The organism is Streptomyces sp. NPDC024632, from assembly GCF_055559175.1.
Map to the genome: position 1 here is coordinate 15127 of NZ_JBVHLD010000002.1, position 23083 is coordinate 38209.

The following is a 23083-nucleotide window of genomic DNA, read 5'->3' on the forward strand; positions in this document are numbered from 1 at the left end:
CCGGTCGCGTGGGTCAGACGACGCCCTTCTTCAGGCGGCGGCGCTCCCGCTCGGACAGGCCGCCCCAGATGCCGAAGCGTTCGTCGTTGGCCAGGGCGTACTCCAGGCAGTCGGAACGGACTTCACAGGCGAGGCAGACTTTCTTCGCCTCACGCGTGGAACCGCCCTTTTCCGGGAAGAACGACTCGGGGTCGGTCTGCGCACACAGCGCGCGCTCCTGCCAGCCGAGTTCCTCGTCGGCCTCTTCGGCCAGCAGCAACTGGAACTGCTCGGTCATGCGCGCCCCTCGTCTGTCGTGCTTCCCCGTGATGTTGCCGTCACCATGTGCGGCCTAACGACACGAGTGAAATTACAAGTGTGCCGATCCGGGCCAGTCAAGCCGAGATCTGCTATTGGGCCCGTTATTCACTCCGCTGAACCAAGAGGTGACAGAAAGTGTTGATATCGGCCTAAAATCCGGTATCCGTCAACCATGGTCCCGTCGATCCACCGTTCACACCTCGTCAGACGCCTTGGCGACGCGCCACGTTCCGCCATTCGGGTGAAGCGTTGTGGATCACATTCCGATCACAGAAGCACAACAGCACAACGTGCTCTTCATGCGGTTGGGCACCACATATCCGCACACTTCTGCGCACAAACCTTTCACCAACCCTTCCAGCCGGATCAGGTGAAAGATTCGCGACATTCCGGACATCCGGTTGACAAGGTACGGGCGCGACCGGTCTCCTTGACGGCATGCCTGCTGAGCACCACGCGCCTACCCGGACTCGCCGTCGCGAGTCCCGCTGCGTCGCGCTCGCCCAGAGCTGTTGTCGTTCCTGTTGTTGCCGCTGAGCCCCCTGCCCAGGACCTGTCACGGACCTGGCACCGCCTAGCCACTCGCGCATCACGAGGAACACACCTTCATGTACAGCGATGTCTCGATCGCCGGTGACCCGCTCGCCCTTCCCCACCTGCTCCCCCCGGTGCCGCAACACCCACGCACCGTCGCGGAGTTCGCCGGGCTCGCCCGCTCCATCGCCGCCGACCGCGAGCGATGGGCCCCCCAGGTGCGCTACGACGCCACCACCCGCTGGTACGCGCGGCTGCGCCGCGGACCCGGCTACGAGGTGTGGCTGCTGAGTTGGCTGCCCGGTCAGAGCAGCGGGCTGCACGACCACGGCCTGTCGTCCGGTGTGCTCACCGTGCTCCAAGGCGCACTGCGCGAGCGGGCGCTGCCGGATGCAAGCACGGGCACCTCGGGCGGCGTCGGCCGCGAGGTCAACCGGGTGCTGTCGGCGGGCGCGCAGCGTGCCTTCGCGCCCGGTTACGTCCACGAGGTCGTCAACGACGCGCTGGAACCCGCGGTGAGCCTGCACGTCTACTTCCCCGGCCTCACCAAGATGACCCCGTACGCCTGCACGTCCGCCGCCCCGCAGGCCGATACCTCACGGGCCGCCGCGGCGGGCTGACAGACTGGGAACCATGCGAATCGTGGTTCTGGCCGGAGGTATTGGAGGGGCGCGCTTTCTGCGCGGCCTGAAGGCAGCGGCGCCGGAGGCGGAGATTACCGTCATCGGCAACACCGGAGACGACATCCATCTGTTCGGTTTGAAGGTCTGCCCCGACCTCGACACCGTGATGTACACCCTCGGCGGCGGCATCCACGAGGAGCAGGGCTGGGGGCGGGCCGAGGAGACCTTCGCGGTCAAGGAGGAACTCGCCGCGTACGGCGTGGGCCCCGAGTGGTTCGGTCTCGGCGACCGGGACTTCGCCACCCACATCGTGCGCACACAGATGATCGGCGCGGGCTACCCGCTCAGCGCCGTCACCGAAGCGCTGTGCGCCCGCTGGAAGCCCGGCGTGCGGCTCATCCCGATGTCCGACGACCGGATCGAGACCCACGTGCTGGTCGAGATCGACGGCGAGCGCAAGGCCGTTCACTTCCAGGAGTACTGGGTACGGCTGCGCGCCTCCGTCCCCGCGCACGCCGTCGTGCCGGTCGGCGCGGAGGGCGCCAAGCCCGCGCCCGGCGTCCTGGAGGCGATCGGCGAGGCGGACGTCATCGTCTTCCCGCCGTCCAACCCCGTCGTCAGCATCGGCACCATCCTCGCCGTGCCCGGCATCCGCGAGGCCATCGCCGAGGCCGGGGTGCCGGTCGTCGGCCTCTCCCCGCTCATCGGCGACGCCCCCGTGCGCGGCATGGCCGACAAGGTGCTGGCCGCCGTCGGGGTCGAGTCGACGGCCGCGGCCGTCGCCGCGCACTACGGCTCCGGGCTGCTCGACGGCTGGCTGGTCGACACCGTCGACGCCGCCGCCGTCCCCGAGGTCGAGGCCGCCGGAATCCGCTGCCGGGCCATCCCCCTGCTCATGGACGGCCCCGAGGCCACGGCCCAGATGGCCAGGGAGGCGCTGACGCTCGCCGAGGAGGTACGGGCATGAACGCGCCCCGCTACGAGGTGTTCGCCGTCCCCGGCATCGGCGAGGTGCAGCCGGGCGCCGACATCGCCAAGCTCATCGCCGCCACCGGGACCGAACTCGCCGACGGCGACGTCCTGCTGGTCACCTCCAAGATCGTCAGCAAGGCCGAGGGCCGGATCGTCAACGCCGACGACCGCGAGGCCGCCATCGACGCCGAGGCCGTACGCCTCGTCGCCCGCCGCGGACCCACCCGCATCGTCGAGACCCGGCACGGCTTCGTCATGGCCGCGGCGGGCGTCGACGCCTCCAACACCGCGGCGGGAACCATCCTTCTGCTCCCCGAGGACCCCGACGCCTCCGCCCGGCGCGTCCGGGACGGCCTCCGCGAGATCCTCGGCGTACGCGTCGGCGTCATCGTCACCGACACCTTCGGGCGGCCCTGGCGCGAAGGTCTCACCGACGTCGCCATCGGCGCCGCCGGGGTCCGCGTCCTGGACGACCTCCGCGGCGGTCTCGACAGCCACGGCAACCTCATGTCCGTGACGGTGACCGCCACCGGGGACGAGTTGGCCGCCGCCGGGGACCTGGTCAAGGGGAAGGTCGGGGGGTTGCCGGTGGCCGTCGTACGGGGGCTCGGCGAGGTCGTCGCCGCCGAGGGCGCTCTCGCCGACGGCGACGATTCCGGCGCGCGGCCTCTTGTGCGGGCCGCCGCCAACGACATGTTCCGGCTCGGCACCTCCGAGGCCGTACGCGAGGCCGTCTCGCTGCGGCGGACCGTACGGGAGTTCACCGACGACGCGGTCGACCCCGCCGCCGTTCGACGTGCCGTCGCGCTCGCCGTCACCGCGCCCGCCCCCCACCACACCACTCCGTGGCGGTTCGTTCTCCTGGAGTCGGCCGAGACACGGGAGCGGTTGCTCGACGCCATGCGGGACGCCTGGGCGGCGGACCTGCGGCGCGACGGTTTCTCCGAGGAGTCCGTGGCCCGGCGGCTTCGGCGGGGGGACGTGCTGCGGCGCGCTCCTTATCTCGTCGTGCCGTGCCTTGTCGCCGACGGGGCTCACGCCTATCCGGATGCGCGGCGGGGGGCCGCGGAGCGGGAGATGTTCGTGGTGGCGGTGGGGGCGGCCGTCGAGAACTTTCTTGTGGCGCTTGCCGGGGAGGGGCTTGGCTCCGCGTGGGTTTCCTCGACGATGTTCTGCCGTGACGTCGTCCGCGACGTCCTTCGGCTTCCCGCCGACTGGGATCCCATGGGGGCCGTGGCCATTGGGCGGCCGGCCGCCGCGCCGGCCGTTCGGCCGGCTCGCGACTCCGCCGCCTTCATCGCCGTTCGCTGAGCCCCCTCCGGGGGGTGTCTTTGCCCGCCCGCCCACCCGTGCGGGTGTTTTCTTCGTCTGCGGGTGCCGCTTGTGCCTGGGTCGGTGCCGGGCCGGGGCACCTCCTCGAAATGCGGCTACCTGGTCTCCTGTATCCGGCACCGTCCCTGTCACCGCATTTCTGCGGGGGCACCCCGGCCCGTCCCCTCCCGGTACGTCGGCGTCCGCCTGTCCGGTGGGGGTTGCCGGGAGGGGGGTGGGTGGGCCGAGGTGCGGGGGCGGCCGACGGTCCGCTGCGGTGCCGGGGCGGGGGTGGGTGGGCCGAGGTGCGGGGGCGTCCGGCCGCCGGTGGGGGTGCTGGGAGGGGGGTGGGTGGGGGCCGGGCGTCTCCGCCAGCGGCCGTCCGGGCGGGTGGGCTGGACAGGGGGGCCGGGGGGTGGGCCATGCACCGCCCGGCTCTTCGCTCGGGTGAAGGGGGCGAAGCCCGGGTCTTGCGGGGTTTGACGGTTCGGCTCGGGCCCGCAACCTGACGGCCGCCGGAGGGGGTGGGGGGCGGGGGGGTAAAGGGCCACCTGGTCCTCAGGGCGGGTGTGGGGCTGGCCGCAGGGGTTTTGTGGGGCTGTTGGAGGAAGGGCCCGAGCATTCCGACTCACCGGGAGGGGGCACCGGCGCAGGGCGGCCCGCCGAAAGAACCCCCTCCCCCGGCAACCCCCACCGGCGGGCGGACGCCGACGTACCGGGAGGGGACGGGCCGGGGTGCCCCCGCAGAAATGCGGTGACAAGAAGGGCACCGGATACAGGAGACCAGGTAGCCGCATTTCGAGGAGGTGCCCCGGACCGGCACCGACCCAGGCACAAGCGGCACCCGCAGACGACAAAACACCCGCACGGGTGGGCGGGCGGGCAAAGACAAAGGGCAAGAGGGCTAGCGGCCAGGAGGGTTGGGGGCCAGGCGGGGGGCGCGGCGGGGCGGGGCGGGAGAGTTGAGGAGGATGAGGCGGGCGGCACGGTGCCGCTGCCCCGCGTAGGGCGCGAGAAGACCGAGCATGACCTCATCGGAAGAGCGGCGCTCACCCGTGAGGGCGTACCCGACCCGATGCGGCAGGTGCAGGTCCCCGACCGTCACGGCATCGGCGGCCCCATGACTGCGCTGAAGCGTCTCGGCAGCCGTCCAGGGCCCGATCCCGGGCACCGTCTGGAGCCGCGTGGCCGCCTCGCCGGGTGGAAGGGCGGTGAGCCCTTCGAGCGAGGAGGCGGCCCGGACGGCCCGCAGGACGGTGGAGGCGCGCTTGTTGTCGACCCCCGCCCGGTGCCAGTCCCAGGACGGGACCAGGGCCCACCCCCGCGCGTCGGGCATGACGCGCATGCGCTCGGCGCCCGCCGGCCCCGGCGCGGCCTCCCCGTGGCGGTGGAGCAGAAGCCGCCAGGCCCGGTACGCCTCGGTGGTGGTGACCTTCTGTTCCAGGATGGAGGGGATCAGCGATTCGAGGACGAGCCCGGTACGGGTCAGCCGCAGACCGGGGTGGCGCCGGTGCGCGGCGTGCACGAGCCGGTGCCGGGGCGTGAACGCGGCCGGATCGTCGTCGGCGCCGAGCAGCGCGGGCAGCGCGTCGAGCAGCCACTGGCCGCCGGGCCCCCACGCGTGGGCCTCGATCGTGGCGGGACTTCCGGTCAGGCGGAGGGTGCCCGCGCCGTCGGGCGTGCGGCTCGCCCGCCAGACGGTGCCGTCCGGGTCGATCCGGAAGGCGGGGTCGCCGTAACCGCGGCAGAGCGGGTTGAGGGTGAGCCGGATGTCGAGCGGCCCGGCAGGCGACCAGGACCGGGTACGCGGAGCCGCGGGAGCCGCCGATGACACCGACCCCGCGCAAGCGGCGGTGGCGGTGGTGGTGGAGGCGGGTCGGGGTCGCGGGAGAGGCACCCGGCGAGCGTATCCGCCCCCTCCGACGCACCCGCCGCCCCGCCCCCGTAAAGCCGAGCCCCCCGCCCTACTGGTCCGACGAGAACCGCACCGCGCCCGCCGGAATCCGGGCTCCGCACCAGATCCGTACGCCGTCGCGCAGTTCGTTGTCGGGGCCGATGTGCGCGCCGTCGCCCACGACGGCGCCGTCGAGGACGGTGCGGGCGCCGATGACGGCGCCGATGCCGACGAGCGAGTCGCGGACGACGGCGCCGGGCTCGACGGTGGCGCCGGACAGCACGGTGCTGCCGTCGACGCGGGCGCCGGCCCCGATGACGGCGCCCGTGGAGACACAGGTGCCGCCGGAGAGCTTGGCGTCGGCGGCGACATGGGCGCCGGTCAGGACGAGGTGGTCGCCGCCGAGGCCCGCGACGGCGGGGGACGGCGCGTGGCCGAGCACGAGGTCGGCGGAGCCGCGGACGAACGCCTGCGGGGTGCCGAGGTCGAGCCAGTAGGTGGAGTCGACCATGCCCTGGAGGTGGGCGCCGGCGGCGAGCAGGTCGGGGAAGGTCTCGCGTTCGACGGAGACCGGCCGCCCGGCCGGAATGGTGTCGATGACCGAGCGGGTGAAGACGTAACACCCCGCGTTGATCTGGTCGGTGACGATCTCCTCCGGCGTCTGCGGCTTCTCCAGGAAGGCCGTGACGCGGCCGTCCGCGTCGGTGGGGACGAGGCCGAAGGCGCGCGGGTCGGCGACCTTGGTCAGGTGCAGCGAGATGTCGGCGCCGGTGGCGCGGTGGGTGCCGACGAGGGCGGGGATGTCGAGGCCGGTGAGGATGTCGCCGTTGAGGACCAAGACGGGGTCGCCGGGCGCGGAGCGCAGCCGGTGGGCGACGTTGCGGATGGCTCCGCCGGTGCCCAGCGGCTCGGTCTCGGTGACGTATTCGAGGTGCAGGCCGAGCGCCGAGCCGTCGCCGAAGTGCGGTTCGAAGACCTCGGCGAGGTAGGAGGTGGCGAGCACCACGTGCTCGACCCCGGCGGCCCTGGCGCGCGCGAGCTGGTGGGTGAGGAACGGGACTCCGGCCGCCGGGACCATCGGCTTCGGGGTGTGCACGGTCAGCGGCCTGAGCCGGGTGCCCTTGCCCCCGACCAGGAGGATCGCTTCGGTTGCCGCAGGGCTCTCCACGGGGCGCTCCGCGCTGACGGCGGAGGCGGGGTGTGCTCGCATGGCAAGCATAGTGACATAAGCCGTAAAGATGAGTATTCACGAACTGACGGACAGTCGGCCGCGCCGCCGCACTGACACCCGTACGGACGAGCCGAGTCGGACGCGCCGAGTCGGACGGGGACGCCACCCGCGACGGCCGCACGGGGAACCGGCCCCGTACCCGTACGGGCACAGGCCGTGGTGATCGCTGGGGGTAGCCTGACACGCGTGACGCCGACCGCCAACACGCCCGACACGCCCCGCACTCCCCAGGGCCCCGCGACTCCCGCCGGGCTGCTCGACGCCGCGCTGCGCGGTGATCCGGGCCGCCCGCTGGTCACCTTCTACGACGACGCGACGGGTGAACGCGTCGAGTTGTCGGTGGCGACCTTCGGGAACTGGGTGGCGAAGACCGCGAATCTGCTCCAGGACGAGTTGGGCGCGCAGCCCGGCGACCGGCTGGCGCTGCTGCTGCCCGCGCACTGGCAGACGGCCGTGTGGGTGCTGGCCGGTTTCTCGGCGGGCGTCGTCGTGGCGCCCGGCGGCGATCCGGCCGGTGCCGACCTGGTGGTCAGCGGCCCGGACACCCTGGACGCGGCGCGGGCCTGCGGCGGCGAGCGGGTCGCGCTCGCGCTCCGGCCGCTGGGCGGACGCTTCCCGCAGCCGCCCGCGGGCTTCGTCGACTACGCGGTGGAGGTGCCGAGCCAGGGCGACCGTTTCGCGCCCTACGCGCCGGTCGGCCCGGACGCGCCCGCGCTCGTACTGCCGGACGGCGGGGGTGTGCTGACCGCGTCCGAGGTCGTCGCCAAGGCGCGCGCGTCGGCCGCCGCACTCGGGCTCGGCCGCGGCGGACGGCTGCTGTCGCCGCTGTCCTTCGACACGTGGGACGGGCTCGCGGCCGGGCTGCTCGCGCCGCTCGCCGCCGACGCCTCCGTGGTGCTCTGCCGCAACCTCGACCGGCTGCCCGAGGAGCAGTTGGCCAAGCGGAAGGACGCCGAGCGCGTCACCGTATCTCTGTAGCGGTCACGCGCCCCGGCCTCGCCGGACGCCTCTGTCGTCACTTCCGTCACATCTCGTCAACAGCTGTCTGTGGATTTCGGGTACCCAGGCAACCAACCACCGTATTCGGCTGTCTGAACGAATGCCGGGCGGGTAATCGCAAGCCTGTCCCCGGTAACCGGCGACTTCCGAGAGACGGGCCCCGACGTGACCACGCCAGCAGAGCCTCCGCAGGGTGACTCCGTTCCCCCCGCCTCCGACGGCTCCGACGACGCGTCCGGCACACAGAAGGCGCGGTCGGACGAGCCCGCCGAGCCGACGACCGAAGCGGAAGCAGAACCAGAGGCAGAGGCCGAGACCGAGACCGAAGCCGAGGCTGAGGCAGAACCAGAGGCCGAGACCGAAGCGGACGCGGACGCGGGGACGGACGCGGACGCGGGGACGGAACCGGACGCCGATACGGAAAAGGCCGCGGAGCCGGCTGCCGATACGGAGACGGATACGCCGCCGGTCGAAGGTCCCGCCGCCCCGGCGGAGGAGCCCGCCACCCCCAAGAACTGGCGCTGGCTGAAGGTCGTCGCCCTGTGCACCGCCGTACTCGTGCTGGCCTGCGCGGGCACCGGCTGGTACCTCTACCAGCGGCTCAACGGCAACATCACGACCGACACCGCGACCGAGAACGACCTGAAGGTGCACGCCTCCGAGCGCCCCACGCAGGGCCCGACGGAGGCCCAGAACATCCTGCTGATCGGCTCGGACAACCGCGGGAACGGCAACAGCAAGTACGGCCAGGACAGCGGCACTCAGCGCTCGGACACCACGATCCTGCTGCACATATCCGCCGACCGGAAGAGCGCCACCGCCGTCAGCCTCCCGCGTGACCTGATGACGCACGTGCCGCGTTGCACCCTGCCGAGCGGCAAGGAGGACCACGAGCGCTTCGAGCAGTTCAACTGGGCGTTCGAGTCGGGCGGCGCGGCCTGCACCATCCGTACGGTCGAGAAGATGACCGGCATCCGCGTCGACCATCACCTGATCGTGGACTTCAACGGCTTCAAGAAGATGGTCGGGGCGGTGAACGGTGTCGATGTGTGCCTGGCCGAGCCGGTGCACGACACGTACGCGCACCTCGACCTGCCCGCGGGACGGCAGACGCTCAACGGCGAGCAGGCGCTGGGATACGTACGCGCCCGGCACGGCATCGGCGACGGCAGCGACACCATGCGGATGGACCGGCAACAGGCGTTCCTCGCCTCGCTGTTGAAGAAGGTGAGCAGCAACGGCGTGCTGCTCAACCCGACCAAGCTCTACCCGCTGCTGTCGGCCGCCACCTCGTCGCTGACCGCCGACCCCGGCCTGGACTCGCTGAGCGAGCTGTACACCCTCGCGCACAGCCTCCAGCAGATACCGACCGGGAACGTGCACTTCCTGACCGTGCCGCGCGAGCAGTACGTCAACGACATCAACCGCGACCAGCTCGTCCAGCCCGCCGCCGACACCCTCTTCAAGACGCTGCGCGACGACCGGCCGGTGAACGTGTCGGACAAGGCGCCGGACAGCGGAGACGGCGGCGGTGACAGCGCGGGCGGTACGCGTACGCCCGGCACCCCGTCCGCGGGCTCGACCTCTACGGCCACGCCCACGACCACCCCCACGGGCCCCACGTACCGCGGGACGACCGCGGACCGCGACATCTGTGGCAAGAGCGGGTGAAATCCCGCTAAAGAGTCCACCTGGTCGGCAGGCGGGATCGGCAGCTTTGTCCGGTTGTAGGGGCGCTCGATTTGTCACGGGCGCGCATCGGCGCTGAACTGTGGGGCTAGTGTGAGCGATCCGGCCGATCCCGGATGGAGGACCCGAGCGACCGTGGACACGCAAGGCCGTAGGAACATCGACCCGGCGGACCAGTGGGTCCTGGACCCGGCGACCGGTACGTACCAGTTGCGGCTGGAGCCGGACGCGGCGCCGAGGCCCACCGTGCCGGGGCAGAGCGGTCATCGCGACGCCTCCCCCGCACCGCGGGACGCCGGGCGCGGCCAAGGGCGCGACTCAGCTCCTACCGCAGGGGACGACGACGCGACCGGGGCCGGGACCGGCCCGACGGACAGCCCCGCCCCGCCCCCCGGCGGCCGGCGCGCGGCCCGCCTCGCGGCCAGGACCGGTGCCACGACCTCCACCACCGGCTCGGCGCGACTGGGGGGCGGCTCGGCCGACGTGTCCACGCCGACCAGCCGTCGCAAGGCGAGGAACAAGAAGTCCCGTAAGAAGAAGGTCCTGTTGTGGACCGCGGGCACGGTGAGCTTCGTGCTGGTGGCGGTCGGCGTCGGCGGCTACCTCGTCTACCAGCACTTCAACAACAACATCACGACGGTGGACGTCGGCAACGCGGGCAGCAAGGACGTCACGCACACCGGTCCGATGAACGTGCTGGTGATCGGCACGGACAGCCGGGTCGGCCTCGGCAAGAAGTACGGCGACGCGGGCAGCGTCGGCCACGCGGACACCACGATCCTCTTCCATGTGTCGGCCGACCGCAGCAACGCGACCGCGATGAGCATCCCCCGCGACATCGTCACCTCCATCCCCGACTGCCCGACGAAGCAGAAGGACGGCAGCACCAAGACGGTTCCGGGCACGCCCGCGCAGCTCACCACGCCCAAGTTCAACGAGAGCCTGGGCGTGGACGGCCGCGACCCCGGCTGCACCATGCGCGCGGTGACGGCGATGACGGGGCTGCCGATCGACCACTTCATGATGGTCAACTTCGAGGCGGTGAAGGCCCTGTCGACGGCCGTCGGCGGTGTCGACGTCTGCCTCGCCCGGCCGCTGGTCGACCCGAAGTCCCATCTGAACCTGAGCGCGGGACCGCACAACATCCAGGGCGAGACGGCGCTGGAGTTCGTACGGACCCGGCACGCGCTCAAGAACCAGAGCGACCTGGACCGGATCAAGCTCCAGCAGAACTTCCTGAGCGCGATGATCCGGAAGATCAAGTCGAGCGGCACGCTGACCAACCCGAAGAAGCTGTTCACGCTGGCGGACGCGGCCACCAAGGCGCTCACCGTGGACAGCGCGATCGGCAGCGTGAGCAAGCTCACCAGCCTGGCCAAGGACCTCAGCGAGGTGGACGAGAAGCACATCAGCTTCACCACCCTGCCGGTGCTCGACAACCCGAACGAGAAGGTGCACGCCACCGTCGTCGTCGACCCGGTCAAGGCCCCGCAGCTCTTCGCGCTGATCAAGAACGACGTGTCGCTGACCGCGGTGAAGAAGCCGTCCGCCACGCCCGACCCCCGGCTGAGCGGGCCGAAGGCGACCCCGCACGACACCCGCGTCAACGTGCTCAACGGCAGCGGGACCTTCGGCGCGGCGCAGAGCACCGTCAACTGGCTCCAGAACACCCAGGGCGTCAACCGCTCGGCGAACGGCGGCAACGCGCCCGCCACCGCCAGGACCGTCCTGGAGTACGCGCCGAACCAGGCCGACCAGGCGCGTTCGCTGGCCGCGATGATGGGGCTGCCCGCCTCCGCGCTGAAGCAGGGCACGACGGACGCGGCGCCGCTCGCGTACATGAAGCTGACTCTCGGCAAGGACTTCACGGCGCCCGGCACCCCGATCGGCCCGCCCACCGCGGCTCCCTCGGACCTCCCGAAGACCGAGGCCGCCGACACGGCGTGCGTGAAGTGAGGTCACGGATGTCGCGCACGCGACGAACGCGGTGAATACCGTAAACGCGGTGAATACGGTCAATCCGGTGAACGCGGCGAATGCCGTGACCTCCGTCACCCTCTGATGTGATCCGGGCGGGCGCCGGAGTCCCGGCGTCCGCTAATTGACGATCTCCGGGTGCAACTCCTCGCCGCTCACAGCCGTCTGACAGTGGGGCGACCCAGTATGACCCGGGTAGGGCGGCGCGTCGGCGTGCACCGTCCGTACACCCCGCGCGAAGGCGCGCGGCCGGTCACCGTGATGACGATGCGCGCCACAGGGAGGTTCGGGATGCGCGACGGGACAGTGGGAGGGAACGGCTTCGGTACGGCACCCAACCCGGACCACCGGGGATGGGACGAGAGCCTGTACCGGGACGACGCCCGCGCCTACGCGCCCGGCGCGCCATCAGGTACGGACTCCGGCGGCGACGACGGCGCGGGCTCCGGCGCGGGACCGGACGCCGACCCCGCCTCTTCCGACGGCGGGCAGGAGCCACCCGAGCGAATACCGGGCCAGCGCGGCGCGGCGGGCGGTGGCGGTCACCGGCGTGGCGGCTCACGGCGGCGCACGAAGAGCCGTAAGCGCAGGGTCCTGAAGTGGGTGTCCATCGGCGCCGCGGTCGCGGTGCTCGGCTCGGCGGGCGCGGCCTACGGCTACTACGAGTACCTGGCGGGCAAGATCCGCAAGGGCGAGCGCGTCAGCGGCAGCTCGACCGTGGCGAAGACGAAGGCCAACGCCGCCGGCAAGACGGCGATGAACATCCTCATCCTGGGCTCCGACAGCCGCAACGACCCCGAGGATCTGAAGCTCGGCGGTGCCAAGAACACCGTGGGCGACGCCGCCCGCGCCGACGTGATCATGATCGCGCACCTGTCCGCGGACCGCAGCAACATGTCCGTGGTCAGCATCCCGCGCGACACCCGCGTCAACATCCCGGCGTGCACCGACCCCAAGACGCACGAGAAGTTCGCGCCGGTCAACGACATCATCAACGCGTCGCTCGGCCGCGGCGGCGCGGGCTGCACCCTGGCCACCGTGCAGAATCTGACCGGCGTCTACATCGACCACTGGCTGACCATCGACTTCTCCGGTGTGGTGAAGATGGCCGACGTCGTCGGCGGCGTCGAGGTCTGCGTGAAGCAGAATGTGGACGACCACTCGACCCCGGCCCAGCCCGGCGGCTCGCACCTGCACCTCAAGGCGGGCAAGCAGAAGATCTACGGCGAGACCGCGCTGAAGTGGCTGCGGACCCGGCACGCCTGGGGCAGCGACGCCGCGCGGGCCAAGGCGCAGCACATGTACATGAGCGCGCTGATCCGGCAGTTGCGCAGCCAGAACCTCTTCACCGACCCGGGCAAGCTCAACAAGATCGCGACCACCGCGATGGAGGCGTTCGAGGTCTCCAAGGAGATCGGCACCCCGAAGAAGCTGTACGACCTGGGCATGCAGCTCAAGACCGTGCCGTCGGACCGCATCACGATGCTGACGATGCCGCACGACGCGGACCCGAAGGCCCCGCTGGCGCACTACATCCCGTCGGCGGACGCGCCCCAGGTCTGGTCGCTGCTGCGCAACGACGTGGCGATGGACGGCAACGGCAAGGCGAAGACCCCGGCGAGCGGGGCGCCCGCCACGACACCGGCCACGACCGCGCCGCAGGGCCCGCCAGCCGCGGCCTCCGACACCATCGCGGTCTCCGTGGTCAACGGCACCGCGGGCACCTCGGACGGCGTGGCCACGCCGAACCGCGCGGGCGGTATCGCCACCACGCTCAAGACCGCGGGCTTCACCAAGGCGGAGGCGAGCCAGCAGACCAAGCCGAGCCCGGGCACCACCCTCACGTATCCGACGAGCAGCGGTGACCAGGGCAAGGCCGACGCCACGGCGGTGGGCAAGGCGCTGAAGATCCCGGCGGGCAATGTGAAGGCGTCCGCGGACGTCGACACCATCACCTTGACCATCGGCGCGGACTGGAAGACCGGTACGGACTTCAGCAAGACGCTGCCGAAGAGCGGTTCCGTGCCGACGACGGCGGAGGCGGTGAACGGCGCGGACACGACCGGCTGCATGGAGGTGCTGCCGATCTACCGCTGGTAGGACGCGGGTGGGAGAGGGCGGGACCGGCAGGCGGTACGACCGGCCCGCGCGGGGAGCGGCTCACGCCTCCGCGCGGGCCGTCTCCGTCTGCTGGCCGTCCTGCTGGCCCTGCCCGTCCTGCTGGCCCTGCTGTCGCGACTCCGCGTCGCGCACCGCGGGGCGGCGGCTGGCGATCACTCGGCGGGCCAGCGAGCGCGGGCTGGTGAGGAAGCCGTAGCCCCAGCACATGTGCATGGTGGCCAGGGCGAGCGGGATACGCAGCCGGGCGCCGAAGGACAGGCCGCGGCCCGCCGGGAGCGAGCCGACGGTGATGGCGGCCACGTACGCGGCGGGCACCAGCAGCGCCCACGGGGTGACGGCCGCGCCGACGACGATGCCCGCCGCGTTGGCGAACAGGGCGACGGGGGCGGCCAGGTAGCGCAGGTTGACCGAGCCGCGGTGGTAGCGGGTGACGACGCGCCGCCAGCGGCCGTAGTCCTTGTACTGCTTGGCGAGCGCGCGCACGGTGGGGCGAGGCCGGTAGGAGACGCGCAGTTCGGGCGAGAACCAGATGAGGTGGCCGGCCTCGCGGATGCGGTAGTTCAGCTCCCAGTCCTGGGCGCGGATGAACTCCACGTTGTAGCCGTCCTGCCGCTCCAGCACCTCGCGGCGGAAGACGCCGAGGTAGACGGTGTCGGCGGGGGCGGCGGCGCCTCCGGTGTGGAAGGCCGCGTTGCCGACGCCGATCTTCGACGTCATGGCGGCGGCGACCGCGCGCTCCCAGTCGTTCTCGCCCTCGGCGTGCATGATGCCGCCGACGTTCGCCGCGCCCGTCTCGTCGAGGAGGCGGACGGCGGTGGCGATGTAGTCGGGCGAGAGCATGCCGTGCCCGTCGACGCGTACGACGACCGGGTGCCGGGACGCCTTGATCGCCGCGTTGAGCGCGGCGGGGGTGCGGCCGGTGGGGTTGGGCACCGTGTGGACCCGCGGGTCGGCGGCGGTCAGCTCGGCGGCGATCGCGTCCGTACCGTCCGTGGACGGGCCCAGCGCGATGACGACCTCCAGCTCGCCCGGATAGTCCTGCTCCAGGATGTGCCGCACCGAGTCGCGCAGATGGCGCTCCTCGTTGAGCACCGGCATGATCACGGAGACTGCCGGGGGCGCGGGGTTCTGCGGCGCGGCGGCACGGGTGGCGGGGTCAGGAGCGGCGGCGTTCATCGCGGCAAACGTTACCGCTAATGGGGGACCCCAGCGCGTGGGGTCAAGACCTACTGTCCTATTTGTCCCTAGCCTGAACGGGTCCGCACGCCCCTGTCACCGCACGGAGGGATTCCCTGTGCCGCCCACCCGTGTGCCGCCCACCCGAGTGCCCCCCGCGCGCCGACGTCCGCCGATCCGCTGGAGCACCCGGATCATCGGCGGCCTGGCCCTGCTGATCATCACCGCGAGCGGAGTGGGCCACGCCGTGCTGAACGGGGTCAGCGGCGCGATCGACCGGGTGGACGCCTTCGGCGGGATGGAGGGGCGTCCCGACGGGTCCAAGGGCACCAACTTCCTGCTGGTCGGCACGGACGGCCGCGACGGCCTGGACCCGGCGACGAGGAAGGCGTACCACCTGGGCGGCGCGCCCTGTCACTGCACCGACACGATCATGCTGGTGCACCTGTCGGAGGACCGTTCGCACGCGAGCATCGTGAGCATCCCGCGCGATACGTACGTACGCCTGCCGGACCAGCCGTCGGCGGACGCGTCGTCCTCCGGGTCCCCTCCGGCGAGCGCGTCACCGCCCGGCACGCCGTCCGCCGCACCCTCGGCCACGCCGTCCGGCACGGCCTCCGGTACAGCGGGTGCCGCGCCCGCCGCCGAGGTCCAGGCGGACACCCACCCGGCGAAGATCAACCAGGCGTACGCGGACGGCGGCCCGAAGCTGACCGTCCGTACCGTCGAGCAGCTCACCGGTGTGCACATCGACCACTACCTGGAGGTCGACTTCACGAGCTTCATGAAGACGGTCGACGTCATCGGCGGCGTCCCGGTCTGCACGACGCGCCCGCTGAAGGACTCCTACACCGGCCTCGACCTGCCGGTCGGCACCACGAAGCTGGACGGCGGACAGGCGCTCCAGTACGTACGCGCCCGGCATCTGGACGCGGCGGCGGATCTGGGGCGGATGCAGCGGCAGCAGCGGTTCGTGGCCCAGGTCATCCACAAGATCACCAGCGGCGGGACGCTGGCCAACCCGCTGGAGCTGAGCCGGGTCGCCTCGACCGTGCTCGGGTCGGTGCGCGCCGACCAGAACCTCAAGGCGGGTGACCTGATCGCGCTCGCGGAGGGCATGAAGGGCCTCACGGCCAGCTCGTCGGAGTTCGGCTCCGTGCCGCTGAGCGACACGGACTACTCCGTCCCGGGCGTCGGCTCCACCGTGAAGTGGGACACCGCCAAGGCCGGGAAGATGTGGGCGGCGATCCGCGCGGACCGGCCGCTGGCGGTGCACCACAAGACGGCCAGGAAACACAAGGGCGTCAAGGTGGACGTCGACCCCGCGACCATCAGGGTCTCGGTCCAGAACGGCACCGACACCAGCGGGCTGGCCGCCGCCGCGCAGAAGGCGCTGGCCGCCACCGGTTTCTCGACCGTCGGCACCCCCGGGACGTCCGAGCACCCCAGCGCGCGGACCGTGATCCGCTACGACCCCCGTTGGGACCGCTCCGCGCAGTCCCTCGCCACCGCGCTGCCCGGCTCCGAGCTGGTGGCCGTGCCCGGCCAGGGCAAGACGATGAAGGTGGTGCTCGGCTCCGACTACAAGGCGGTCACGCCGGTGACGGCGGACGACGGCGGGGCGTCGGGGACGATGGACTCCGCGCTGACGGGTGACGAGGTCGGGTGCTGACCGGATGAGGTGCCGATCGGACCGGACGCTGATCGGATCGGTTGCTCAACTGACCGGCTGCTCAACTGATCCGCTGCTGACCCGATCGGCTGCTCAACGGCCTGAGGGCCGGACGGCCGGGGGTCTCGGGGTGCGTCCCCGGGGCCCCCGGCCGACTTTCCGAACCGCTCAGGACACGCCCTGGTCGTCCAGGCCCTCGGCCGCGCGGCGGCGGCGCAGCTCCACGATCGCGCGGCGGCGGGCCAGGCGGTGGGTGCGGCGGATCTGGGCCTCCTGCCAGCGGCGGCGGTCGCGGTCGGTCTCGGGCAGGACCGGCGGTACGTGCCGGGGCTTGCCCTCGACGTCGACCGCGACGAAGACGAGGTAGGCGCTGGCGACCTGCTTGGCGACGCCCGACTCATTCCAGCGCTCGGCCATGACGCGGACGCCGACCTCCATGGAGGTGCGGCCGGTCCAGTTGACCTGGGCCTTCACGGCGAGGAGGTCACCGACCCTGACCGGTTCGAGGAAGATCATCTCGTCCATCGCGCCGGTGACGGCGGGGCCGCCCGAGTGCCGTCCCGCGACGGCGCCCGCCGCGTCGTCCACCAGCTTCATGACGACGCCGCCGTGGACGGTGCCCAGCAGATTGGTGTCGTGCGCGCTCATGATGTGCGAGAGCGTGATGCGGGACGCCGAGGTCGGCTTGCCCGGGAGCGCCGCGCCGTCGGGAGCGGGGACGTCGGACGTGGCCAGGGCCTCAGGTGCCCCCAGGGCCTCAGGCGCCGCCAGGGCCTCAGGCGTGGCCGGGGCTTCGGGGGCGGCTGGGCTCTCGGGGACTGCCGGGCTCTCGGGGGTGGGGCGATCGATCATGACAGCAACCTTATGTCCGTTGCGAAACGGTCGCGGCCGGTGGCCGAATGCATCGGGTCTGCTACAGAACCGCCGTGGATTCCCGGTCGTCGCCCGAGGCCGGGCACACTTTCCACCATGAACGGTTGGAGCGATGACACCGAGCAGCGCCGCGGCGCCGAGCCGCCGCTGCCCCCTGAACTGTCGCCGCGCCGGGCCGCCGCCGCGGCGGGCGGGGTACCGCCGCAGCCCGTCCGACGTCCCGGCCCCGCGGGGCCCGCGGGCCCCGGCCGAGGCGGCCAGGGCGGAGGCGGCTTCGGCCCGCCCCCGCCCGGCGGGACCGCCACCGGCCCCCGCAGGCCCCGCTGGAGCACCCGCAAGAAGATCGGCATCACGGCGCTCGGTCTGGTCGTGGCGCTGCTGGTGGTGTCCGTCTCCACGTACTTCTGGGCCGACTCCAAGGTGCGCCGCGAGGTCGACCTGAGCAAGGTCGAGGACCGCCCGCCGACGGGCAAGGGCACCAACTATCTGATCGTCGGTTCGGACAGCCGTGAGGGGCTGACCAAGCAGGACGAGAAGGACCTGCACACCGGCGCCGCGGACGGCCAGCGCACCGACTCCATGATGATCCTGCACACCGGCGGCAACGGGACCACCATGATGAGCCTGCCGCGCGACTCGTACGTCACGATCCCGGCCTTCACCGGCCAGAAGTCGGGCAAGCGGTACGCGGCCTCCACGCACAAGCTGAACCGCGCGTACTCCGACGGCGGCCCCGAGCTGCTGACCCGCACCATCGAGTACAACACCGGCCTGCACATCGACCACTACGCGGAGATCGGCTTCTCCGGGTTCGTGAACCTGGTGAACGCGCTCGGCGGTGTCAACATGTGCCTGGACAAGCCGCTGAAGGACAAGGCGTCGGGCGCCGACTTCGCGGCGGGCTGCCAGAAGCTCAACGGCAAGCAGTCGCTGGCCTTCGTCCGGCAGCGGCACCAGGAGGCCGACCAGGACCTCGGCCGGATGCGCAACCAGCAGAAGTTCCTGTCGACGCTGGCCCACCAGGCGGCCTCGCCGACGACGATCCTCAACCCGTTCAAGCTCTACCCGGTGATCGGCTCCGGGCTCGACACGCTCATCGTCGACAAGAAGATGAGCCTGATGAACCTGGCCTCGATGTTCTGGGCCATGAAGGGCGTCACGGGCGGCGACGGCAACTCCGTCACGGTCCCGATCGGCAACGCCAACTACATGACGCCCAATGACGGCGACGCCGTGAAGTGGGACATGACGAAGGCGAAGACGCTCTTCGACGAGCTGAAGAACGACCAGAAGGTGACCGCCACCAAGTAGGTACCGGGCGGGCACCGACGGGACGGCACACACTGAAGGCCCCGGCCCCCGCGGCGAATCGTCGCTGCGGGGGCCGGGGCCTTCGGTGACGGTACGGAGTCTGCTGCCTCGGGATCTGATCCTCGAAGGTCTGACACCTCGGGGTCTGACGCCTCGGGCTCAGATGCCTCGGGCTGGACGCCTCGGGCTCAGACGGCGGCCGGGGCTCCGGTCACGGCGGGCACCCACTGGTCGAGCTCGGTGCGCCAGTAACGGGCCACGTTCAGCCGGGTCGGCTTGGGCTCACCGGGGAGCTGGAACTTCAGCGAGCTCCACAGGGCGTTCCGCTTGACCTCGGACACCAGGCCCGCGGCCTCGGCGCGCGGTATCGCGGCGACGAGCTCCTTCGGGCGGGAGCTCATGCGGCCCGCCTTGTGGAAGACCACGGCCTGCTCGGTGACCGTGACGAAGTAGTACTTCACGAATGCCTGGGCGATCAGGCCGAGCGAGTTGATCAGCCACGGGCTCGGTCCGGTGACCGTGTGGATCGTGGCGATCGGACGGTCGCTCGGGTTGATCTCCGCGATGGCCTGAGCCACCTGCTCCTGCATCGTGGACTTGCGAATGGCCATAAAGGGTCCCCCTGCTTCAGGTGTGTGGACGATTGCCGCGACGCCGTCGGATGACGACGGCGTCGCAGCGTATCGCCTGCTGCCTGTCAGGTACGCGCAGGGTTTGCATTGATACACGCCGGTGACGAACGAGACCTCAGCGACGCGTAGTTGGCCGGATCGTGACCTTAGTGACGCGCACCGGCCGTACGACGACGCAGGCCGTAGACGGCGCCGCCGCCGACCACCACGAGCGCGCCGGCGACACCGGCGATCATGCCCGTGTTGCTGCCGCCGCCGGTCTCGGCCAGGTCGGTGGTGCCACCGGCCGCGGGCGAGGGAGCGTTGGTGTCGTCAACCGCCGCCGCGCCGCTGGTGCTCGGCGTCGCGGTGGGGGTGTCGGACGGGGCCGTCGACGGCGTTTCGGTCGCCGGCGTGGTCGGCGTGTCCGACGGAGTGTCGGTGGCCGGCGTGGTCGGCGTGTCGGTCGCGGGCGTGGTCGGGGTGTCGACCTTGCACGCGGTCTCCGGCGTCTTCACGTCCGTGGTGCCGACCTTCTGGCCGGAAGCCTTCACGACGGTGACCGTGTACGTCGTGGACGGCGACCAGTCGACCGGGAAGTTGACGGTGACGCCCTGACGCGTCCCGGTCAGGTTCTCCTGGTGACCGACCTCGGTCTGCCCCTGCGACACGGTGATGTTCACCAGCGTGTGGGAGTAGTCCTTGTTGGTGACGTCGATCGAGCCCTTGCCGTTGTCGCACGAGGCTTGGGCGGAGAACTCGGAGATGTTGCAAGCGAACGCGTTGCCTGCAACGCCCAGCGCGAGCGCGGCTGCGGCGGAGGCAACGCCGATGGTACGCACCGCGATTGCGGTACGGCGGGATATGGACACGTCTTCCCTTCACGGGATCGGATCACAAGCGCGGAAAGGGCACACAAGGGGCGGGATCGAACTCCCGCGCCACCTGTGGCCCTCAAACCTCTACAAGCCGCCGCGTCCGCTTGTCAATTGATCGCAAACCGCCCGCTAAACGGCGCCGGGTGACGATCCCCCCCGCCCGAACCACCGGACTACACCGGATAGTCGGACATAGCGATCTTCCCCCGATCGTTGTACTGAACCCCCCGAACCGCCCTCCCCCGTCACCCACTTCACCCCCGTCACCCGCCTATCACCACCCCCCGCCCTAGGGGAGGTTTCGCGCCATCACGATGCGCTGGACCTGGTTGGTGCCCTCGTAGATTTGGGTGATTTTGGCGTCGCGCATCATGCGCTCGACGGGGTAGTCGCGGGTGTAGCCGTAGCCGCCGAGGAGTTGGACGGCGTCGGTGGTGATGTCCATGGCGACGTCGGAGGCGTAGCACTTGGCGGCGGCGCCGAAGAAGGTGAGGTCTTCCTCCTTGCCGCCGGCCGAGACGCGTTCTGACCTGGCGGCGGCGGCGTAGGTGAGCTGGCGGGCGGCTTCGAGCTTCATGGCCATGTCGGCGAGCATGAACTGGATGCCCTGGAATTCGGCGATGGCCTTGCCGAACTGCTGGCGCTCCTTGACGTAGCCCTTGGCGTAGTCGAGGGCGCCCTGGGCGATGCCGATGGCCTGGGCGGCGATGGTGACGCGGGTGTGGTCGAGGGTCCTCATCGCGGTGGCGAAGCCGGTGCCCTCGGCGCCGATCATGCGGTCGGCGGGGATGCGGACGTTGTCGAAGTAGACCTCGCGGGTCGGGGAGCCCTTGATGCCGAGCTTCTTCTCGGGGGCGCCGAAGGAGACGCCCTCGTCGCCCTTCTCGACCACGAACGCGGAGATGCCCTTGGAGCGCTTGTCGGGGTCGGTGACGGCCATGACCGTGTAGAACTCGGAGACGCCCGCGTTGGTGATCCAGCGCTTGACGCCGTTGAGCACGAAGGTGTCGCCGTCGCGTACCGCGCGGGTCTTCATGCCCGCCGCGTCCGAGCCGGCCTCGGGCTCGGACAGCGCGTACGAGAACATGCCCTCCTTGCGCGCCAGGGCGCCGAGGTACCTCGTCTTCAGCTCCTCGGAGCCGGAGAGCTGTACGGGCAGCGAGCCGAGCTTGTTGACCGCGGGGATGAGGGAGGAGGAGGCGCAGACCCGCGCCACCTCCTCGATCACGATGACCGTGGACAGCGCGTCCGCGCCCGGGCCGTCGTACGCCTCGGGGACGTGGATCGCGTGCAGGTCGTTGGCCTCCAGCGCGTCACGGGCCTCCTGCGGGAAGCGGCCGTGCTCGTCCACCTCGGCCGCGAACGGCGCGATCTTCGCCTCCGCGAGGGAGCGGACCGCGTCCCGGAGCATGTCGTGCTCCTCGGACGTACGGAAAAGGTCGAAGTCGGAGGATCCGGCCAAGGTGTCTCACTCCCCGAGTGCAGCGCTAACTACCGTTAAGTAACCCAATGATCCTAGGCCCGCGCCCGCGGCGCCACCTACGTGACGTTCATGACACCCGCGGAACACCGCACGACACACCACAACGCCCCGCAACGCCTCACGACACCTTGTCGCCGAGCCGGTCGACGGTGTTGTTCGCGAGATAGTCGCTCATCGTGTCGTTGCGGAGCGCCTGCCACAGCTCGGAGGAGCCGTTGGCGTCCAGCAGCACCACGGACTGCTTCTTGATGGTGTCGAAGCCGGAGATCGGCGCGTTCATGAACACCATGTCCGAGGAGCGCACATCGCGCATGTTCCACACCAGGTCGCGCAGATCGCCGTTGGACAGCCTGTCGTCCACGCTCACCACGGACGTCACCTGGTCCAGGGTCCGCTTGAGCTTGAGCGGGTTGGAGAAGGTGCCGCCGGAGAGCATCTTGGACAGCACGGCCCGCAGGAAATTCTGCTGCCGGTGCGTACGGTCCAGGTCGCCGCGCGGCAGGCCGTAGCGCTCGCGCACGTAGTCGAGGGCGTCGTCGCCGTTCATGTGGTGGGGGCCGGCCGTCCAGACCCCGCCGGGGCCGTTGCGGCGGTCGACCGTCTTGTCGACGGTGATGTCCACGCCGCCGACCGCGTTGGTCAGATTCTTGAAGCCGCTCCAGTCGATCACCGCGAGGTGGTCGACCTTCACCTTGGTGAGCCGCTGCACGGTGTCGATCAGCAGCGGCGGGCCGCCCCAGGAGAAGGCCGCGTTCAGCTTCGCCTGGCCGTGGCCGGGGATGCTCACCCAGGAGTCGCGCGGCAGCGAGACGACGTACGCGTGTTTGTGGTCGGCGGGCAGGTGCACGAGCATCATCGTGTCGCTGCGCTGGGCGCCCGGCTTCCACTCCGGCGCCTTGGCGTTCTTGCCGGTGGTCGGCAGGTCGGACCTGGCGTCCAGGCCGACCAGCAGGAAGGTCTGGCTGCCGCTCTTGGACGCCTGCGGCTGCGCGGCGGCCGGTACGTCGGTCGGGAAGGCGTTCGGGATGCGCTCGACGCGGCCGGTGTAGTGCTGGAAGGCCCAGTAGGCGGTGCCGACGACCAGCAGCACACCGGTGCAGAGCAGGATCACGGCCGCGTACAGCACGCGGCGGGTACGGCGGCGCCGCCGGGTCGTGCGCGCCGGGCTGTCGGGGCCGTCAGGACCGTCGGGCGCGAGGCCGTCCTCCGCATCCGGCTCAAGTGCCGACTCCGGCTCCGGCTCGGACCCCGGCTCGCGCTTGACGGCCGATATCCGCCCCGATATCCGCCCCGTTATCCCCTCCGGTTCCGGCGACCGCCCCTCGTCCGGCCCCCGGTCCCGCCGCTGATCCGGCGTCGTCACGTCCGTTCCGGTCGGGACCGTCCCCTCGTCCGTCCCGCCGCCTCTGCCGCTCGCGTCACCCACGA

General features: G+C 71.2%; 18 protein-coding genes. 9 read left to right on the forward strand and 9 right to left on the reverse strand.

The window, feature by feature from the left end:
• Positions 1–13: 13 nt before the first annotated feature.
• Complete coding sequence (locus tag ACZ37P_RS03490; protein WP_031519519.1) at positions 14–277, reverse strand: WhiB family transcriptional regulator; 264 nt, start codon at positions 275–277, stop codon at positions 14–16.
• 631 nt (positions 278–908) lie between these two features.
• Here ACZ37P_RS03490 and ACZ37P_RS03495 point away from each other — a divergent pair.
• Genes ACZ37P_RS03495 through ACZ37P_RS03505 form a run of 3 tightly spaced genes read left to right on the forward strand, consistent with a single transcriptional unit; the run spans position 909 to position 3740 of the window.
• Positions 909–1454 carry a cysteine dioxygenase gene (locus tag ACZ37P_RS03495; RefSeq protein WP_467344667.1) on the forward strand — a complete coding sequence of 182 codons (546 nt, stop codon included), beginning with the start codon at positions 909–911 and terminating at the stop codon, positions 1452–1454.
• 13 nt (positions 1455–1467) lie between these two features.
• The gene (gene cofD / locus ACZ37P_RS03500) at positions 1468–2424 is read left to right on the forward strand and encodes a 2-phospho-L-lactate transferase (protein ID WP_355350057.1); all 957 of its coding nucleotides are present in this window, start codon (positions 1468–1470) and stop codon (positions 2422–2424) included.
• The gene (locus tag ACZ37P_RS03505) at positions 2421–3740 is read left to right on the forward strand and encodes a coenzyme F420-0:L-glutamate ligase (protein ID WP_391052906.1); all 1320 of its coding nucleotides are present in this window, start codon (positions 2421–2423) and stop codon (positions 3738–3740) included. The genes cofD and ACZ37P_RS03505 overlap by 4 nt, the downstream gene beginning before the upstream one ends.
• Positions 3741–4644: 904 nt before the next feature.
• On the opposite strand, the gene ACZ37P_RS03510 is transcribed toward ACZ37P_RS03505, so the two are convergent.
• Together ACZ37P_RS03510 and manB are read right to left on the reverse strand one after the other, a co-directional pair.
• Positions 4645–5637, reverse strand: a complete 993-nt coding sequence (locus ACZ37P_RS03510) for a DNA-3-methyladenine glycosylase family protein (RefSeq protein WP_467344669.1) — start codon at positions 5635–5637, stop codon at positions 4645–4647.
• Between the two features lie 67 nt (positions 5638–5704).
• Positions 5705–6844 carry a mannose-1-phosphate guanylyltransferase gene (manB, locus tag ACZ37P_RS03515; protein ID WP_401716027.1) on the reverse strand — a complete coding sequence of 380 codons (1140 nt, stop codon included), beginning with the start codon at positions 6842–6844 and terminating at the stop codon, positions 5705–5707.
• A gap of 207 nt (positions 6845–7051) precedes the next feature.
• Between manB and ACZ37P_RS03520 the strand changes: the two genes are divergently transcribed.
• From ACZ37P_RS03520 to ACZ37P_RS03535, 4 genes are all read left to right on the forward strand, one after another.
• On the forward strand, positions 7052–7843 hold the full coding sequence (locus ACZ37P_RS03520) for a TIGR03089 family protein (RefSeq protein ID WP_355350010.1): 792 nt from the start codon (positions 7052–7054) through the stop codon (positions 7841–7843).
• A gap of 186 nt (positions 7844–8029) precedes the next feature.
• Positions 8030–9535, forward strand: coding sequence for an LCP family protein (locus ACZ37P_RS03525; RefSeq protein ID WP_467344671.1), 1506 nt, complete (start codon positions 8030–8032; stop codon positions 9533–9535).
• Positions 9536–9688: 153 nt separating this feature from the next.
• On the forward strand, positions 9689–11509 hold the full coding sequence (locus ACZ37P_RS03530) for an LCP family protein (protein ID WP_467344672.1): 1821 nt from the start codon (positions 9689–9691) through the stop codon (positions 11507–11509).
• A gap of 312 nt (positions 11510–11821) precedes the next feature.
• Positions 11822–13630 (forward strand): LCP family protein, encoded by a 1809-nt coding sequence (locus ACZ37P_RS03535; protein ID WP_401310167.1) that lies wholly within the window; start codon positions 11822–11824, stop codon positions 13628–13630.
• Between the two features lie 60 nt (positions 13631–13690).
• On the opposite strand, the gene ACZ37P_RS03540 is transcribed toward ACZ37P_RS03535, so the two are convergent.
• On the reverse strand, positions 13691–14827 hold the full coding sequence (locus tag ACZ37P_RS03540; RefSeq protein WP_467344674.1) for a glycosyltransferase family 2 protein: 1137 nt from the start codon (positions 14825–14827) through the stop codon (positions 13691–13693).
• Positions 14828–14945: 118 nt separating this feature from the next.
• Here ACZ37P_RS03540 and ACZ37P_RS03545 point away from each other — a divergent pair, with 118 nt between their 5' ends.
• Positions 14946–16499 carry an LCP family protein gene (locus tag ACZ37P_RS03545; RefSeq protein ID WP_467344675.1) on the forward strand — a complete coding sequence of 518 codons (1554 nt, stop codon included), beginning with the start codon at positions 14946–14948 and terminating at the stop codon, positions 16497–16499.
• A gap of 168 nt (positions 16500–16667) precedes the next feature.
• Here the strand turns inward: ACZ37P_RS03545 and ACZ37P_RS03550 are convergent, their stop codons facing one another.
• Complete coding sequence (locus tag ACZ37P_RS03550; RefSeq protein WP_391051690.1) at positions 16668–17147, reverse strand: acyl-CoA thioesterase; 480 nt, start codon at positions 17145–17147, stop codon at positions 16668–16670.
• 321 nt (positions 17148–17468) lie between these two features.
• On the opposite strand from ACZ37P_RS03550, the gene ACZ37P_RS03555 reads away from it, so the two are divergent.
• Positions 17469–18683 carry an LCP family protein gene (locus ACZ37P_RS03555; protein WP_355350028.1) on the forward strand — a complete coding sequence of 405 codons (1215 nt, stop codon included), beginning with the start codon at positions 17469–17471 and terminating at the stop codon, positions 18681–18683.
• Positions 18684–18871: 188 nt separating this feature from the next.
• Here ACZ37P_RS03555 and ACZ37P_RS03560 read toward each other — a convergent pair whose 3' ends face one another.
• From ACZ37P_RS03560 to ACZ37P_RS03575, 4 genes are all read right to left on the reverse strand, one after another.
• Positions 18872–19294: a hypothetical protein gene (locus ACZ37P_RS03560; protein WP_355350031.1), complete on the reverse strand. Its 423-nt coding sequence runs from the start codon at positions 19292–19294 to the stop codon at positions 18872–18874.
• A 167-nt stretch (positions 19295–19461) separates the two neighbouring features.
• On the reverse strand, positions 19462–20166 hold the full coding sequence (locus ACZ37P_RS03565; RefSeq protein ID WP_391162248.1) for an LAETG motif-containing sortase-dependent surface protein: 705 nt from the start codon (positions 20164–20166) through the stop codon (positions 19462–19464).
• 295 nt (positions 20167–20461) lie between these two features.
• Entirely contained in the window at positions 20462–21634 is a 1173-nt protein-coding gene (locus tag ACZ37P_RS03570; RefSeq protein WP_391051522.1) for an acyl-CoA dehydrogenase family protein, read from the reverse strand.
• A gap of 139 nt (positions 21635–21773) precedes the next feature.
• The gene (locus tag ACZ37P_RS03575) at positions 21774–23018 is read right to left on the reverse strand and encodes an LCP family protein (RefSeq protein WP_467344680.1); all 1245 of its coding nucleotides are present in this window, start codon (positions 23016–23018) and stop codon (positions 21774–21776) included.
• Positions 23019–23083 lie beyond the last annotated feature (65 nt).

What these genes read in the sequence shown, in the direction of transcription:
- ACZ37P_RS03540 (WP_467344674.1), bottom strand. Translation starts at nt 14,827, where the DNA reads ATGAACGCCGCCGCTCCTGACCCCGCCACCCGTGCCGCCGCGCCGCAG.
- ACZ37P_RS03490 (WP_031519519.1), bottom strand. Translation starts at nt 277, where the DNA reads ATGACCGAGCAGTTCCAGTTGCTGCTGGCCGAAGAGGCCGACGAGGAA.
- cofD (WP_355350057.1), top strand. Translation starts at nt 1,468, where the DNA reads ATGCGAATCGTGGTTCTGGCCGGAGGTATTGGAGGGGCGCGCTTTCTG.
- ACZ37P_RS03505 (WP_391052906.1), top strand. Translation starts at nt 2,421, where the DNA reads ATGAACGCGCCCCGCTACGAGGTGTTCGCCGTCCCCGGCATCGGCGAG.
- ACZ37P_RS03535 (WP_401310167.1), top strand. Translation starts at nt 11,822, where the DNA reads ATGCGCGACGGGACAGTGGGAGGGAACGGCTTCGGTACGGCACCCAAC.
- ACZ37P_RS03555 (WP_355350028.1), top strand. Translation starts at nt 17,469, where the DNA reads ATGAACGGTTGGAGCGATGACACCGAGCAGCGCCGCGGCGCCGAGCCG.
- ACZ37P_RS03550 (WP_391051690.1), bottom strand. Translation starts at nt 17,147, where the DNA reads ATGAGCGCGCACGACACCAATCTGCTGGGCACCGTCCACGGCGGCGTC.
- ACZ37P_RS03560 (WP_355350031.1), bottom strand. Translation starts at nt 19,294, where the DNA reads ATGGCCATTCGCAAGTCCACGATGCAGGAGCAGGTGGCTCAGGCCATC.
- manB (WP_401716027.1), bottom strand. Translation starts at nt 6,844, where the DNA reads ATGCGAGCACACCCCGCCTCCGCCGTCAGCGCGGAGCGCCCCGTGGAG.
- ACZ37P_RS03495 (WP_467344667.1), top strand. Translation starts at nt 909, where the DNA reads ATGTACAGCGATGTCTCGATCGCCGGTGACCCGCTCGCCCTTCCCCAC.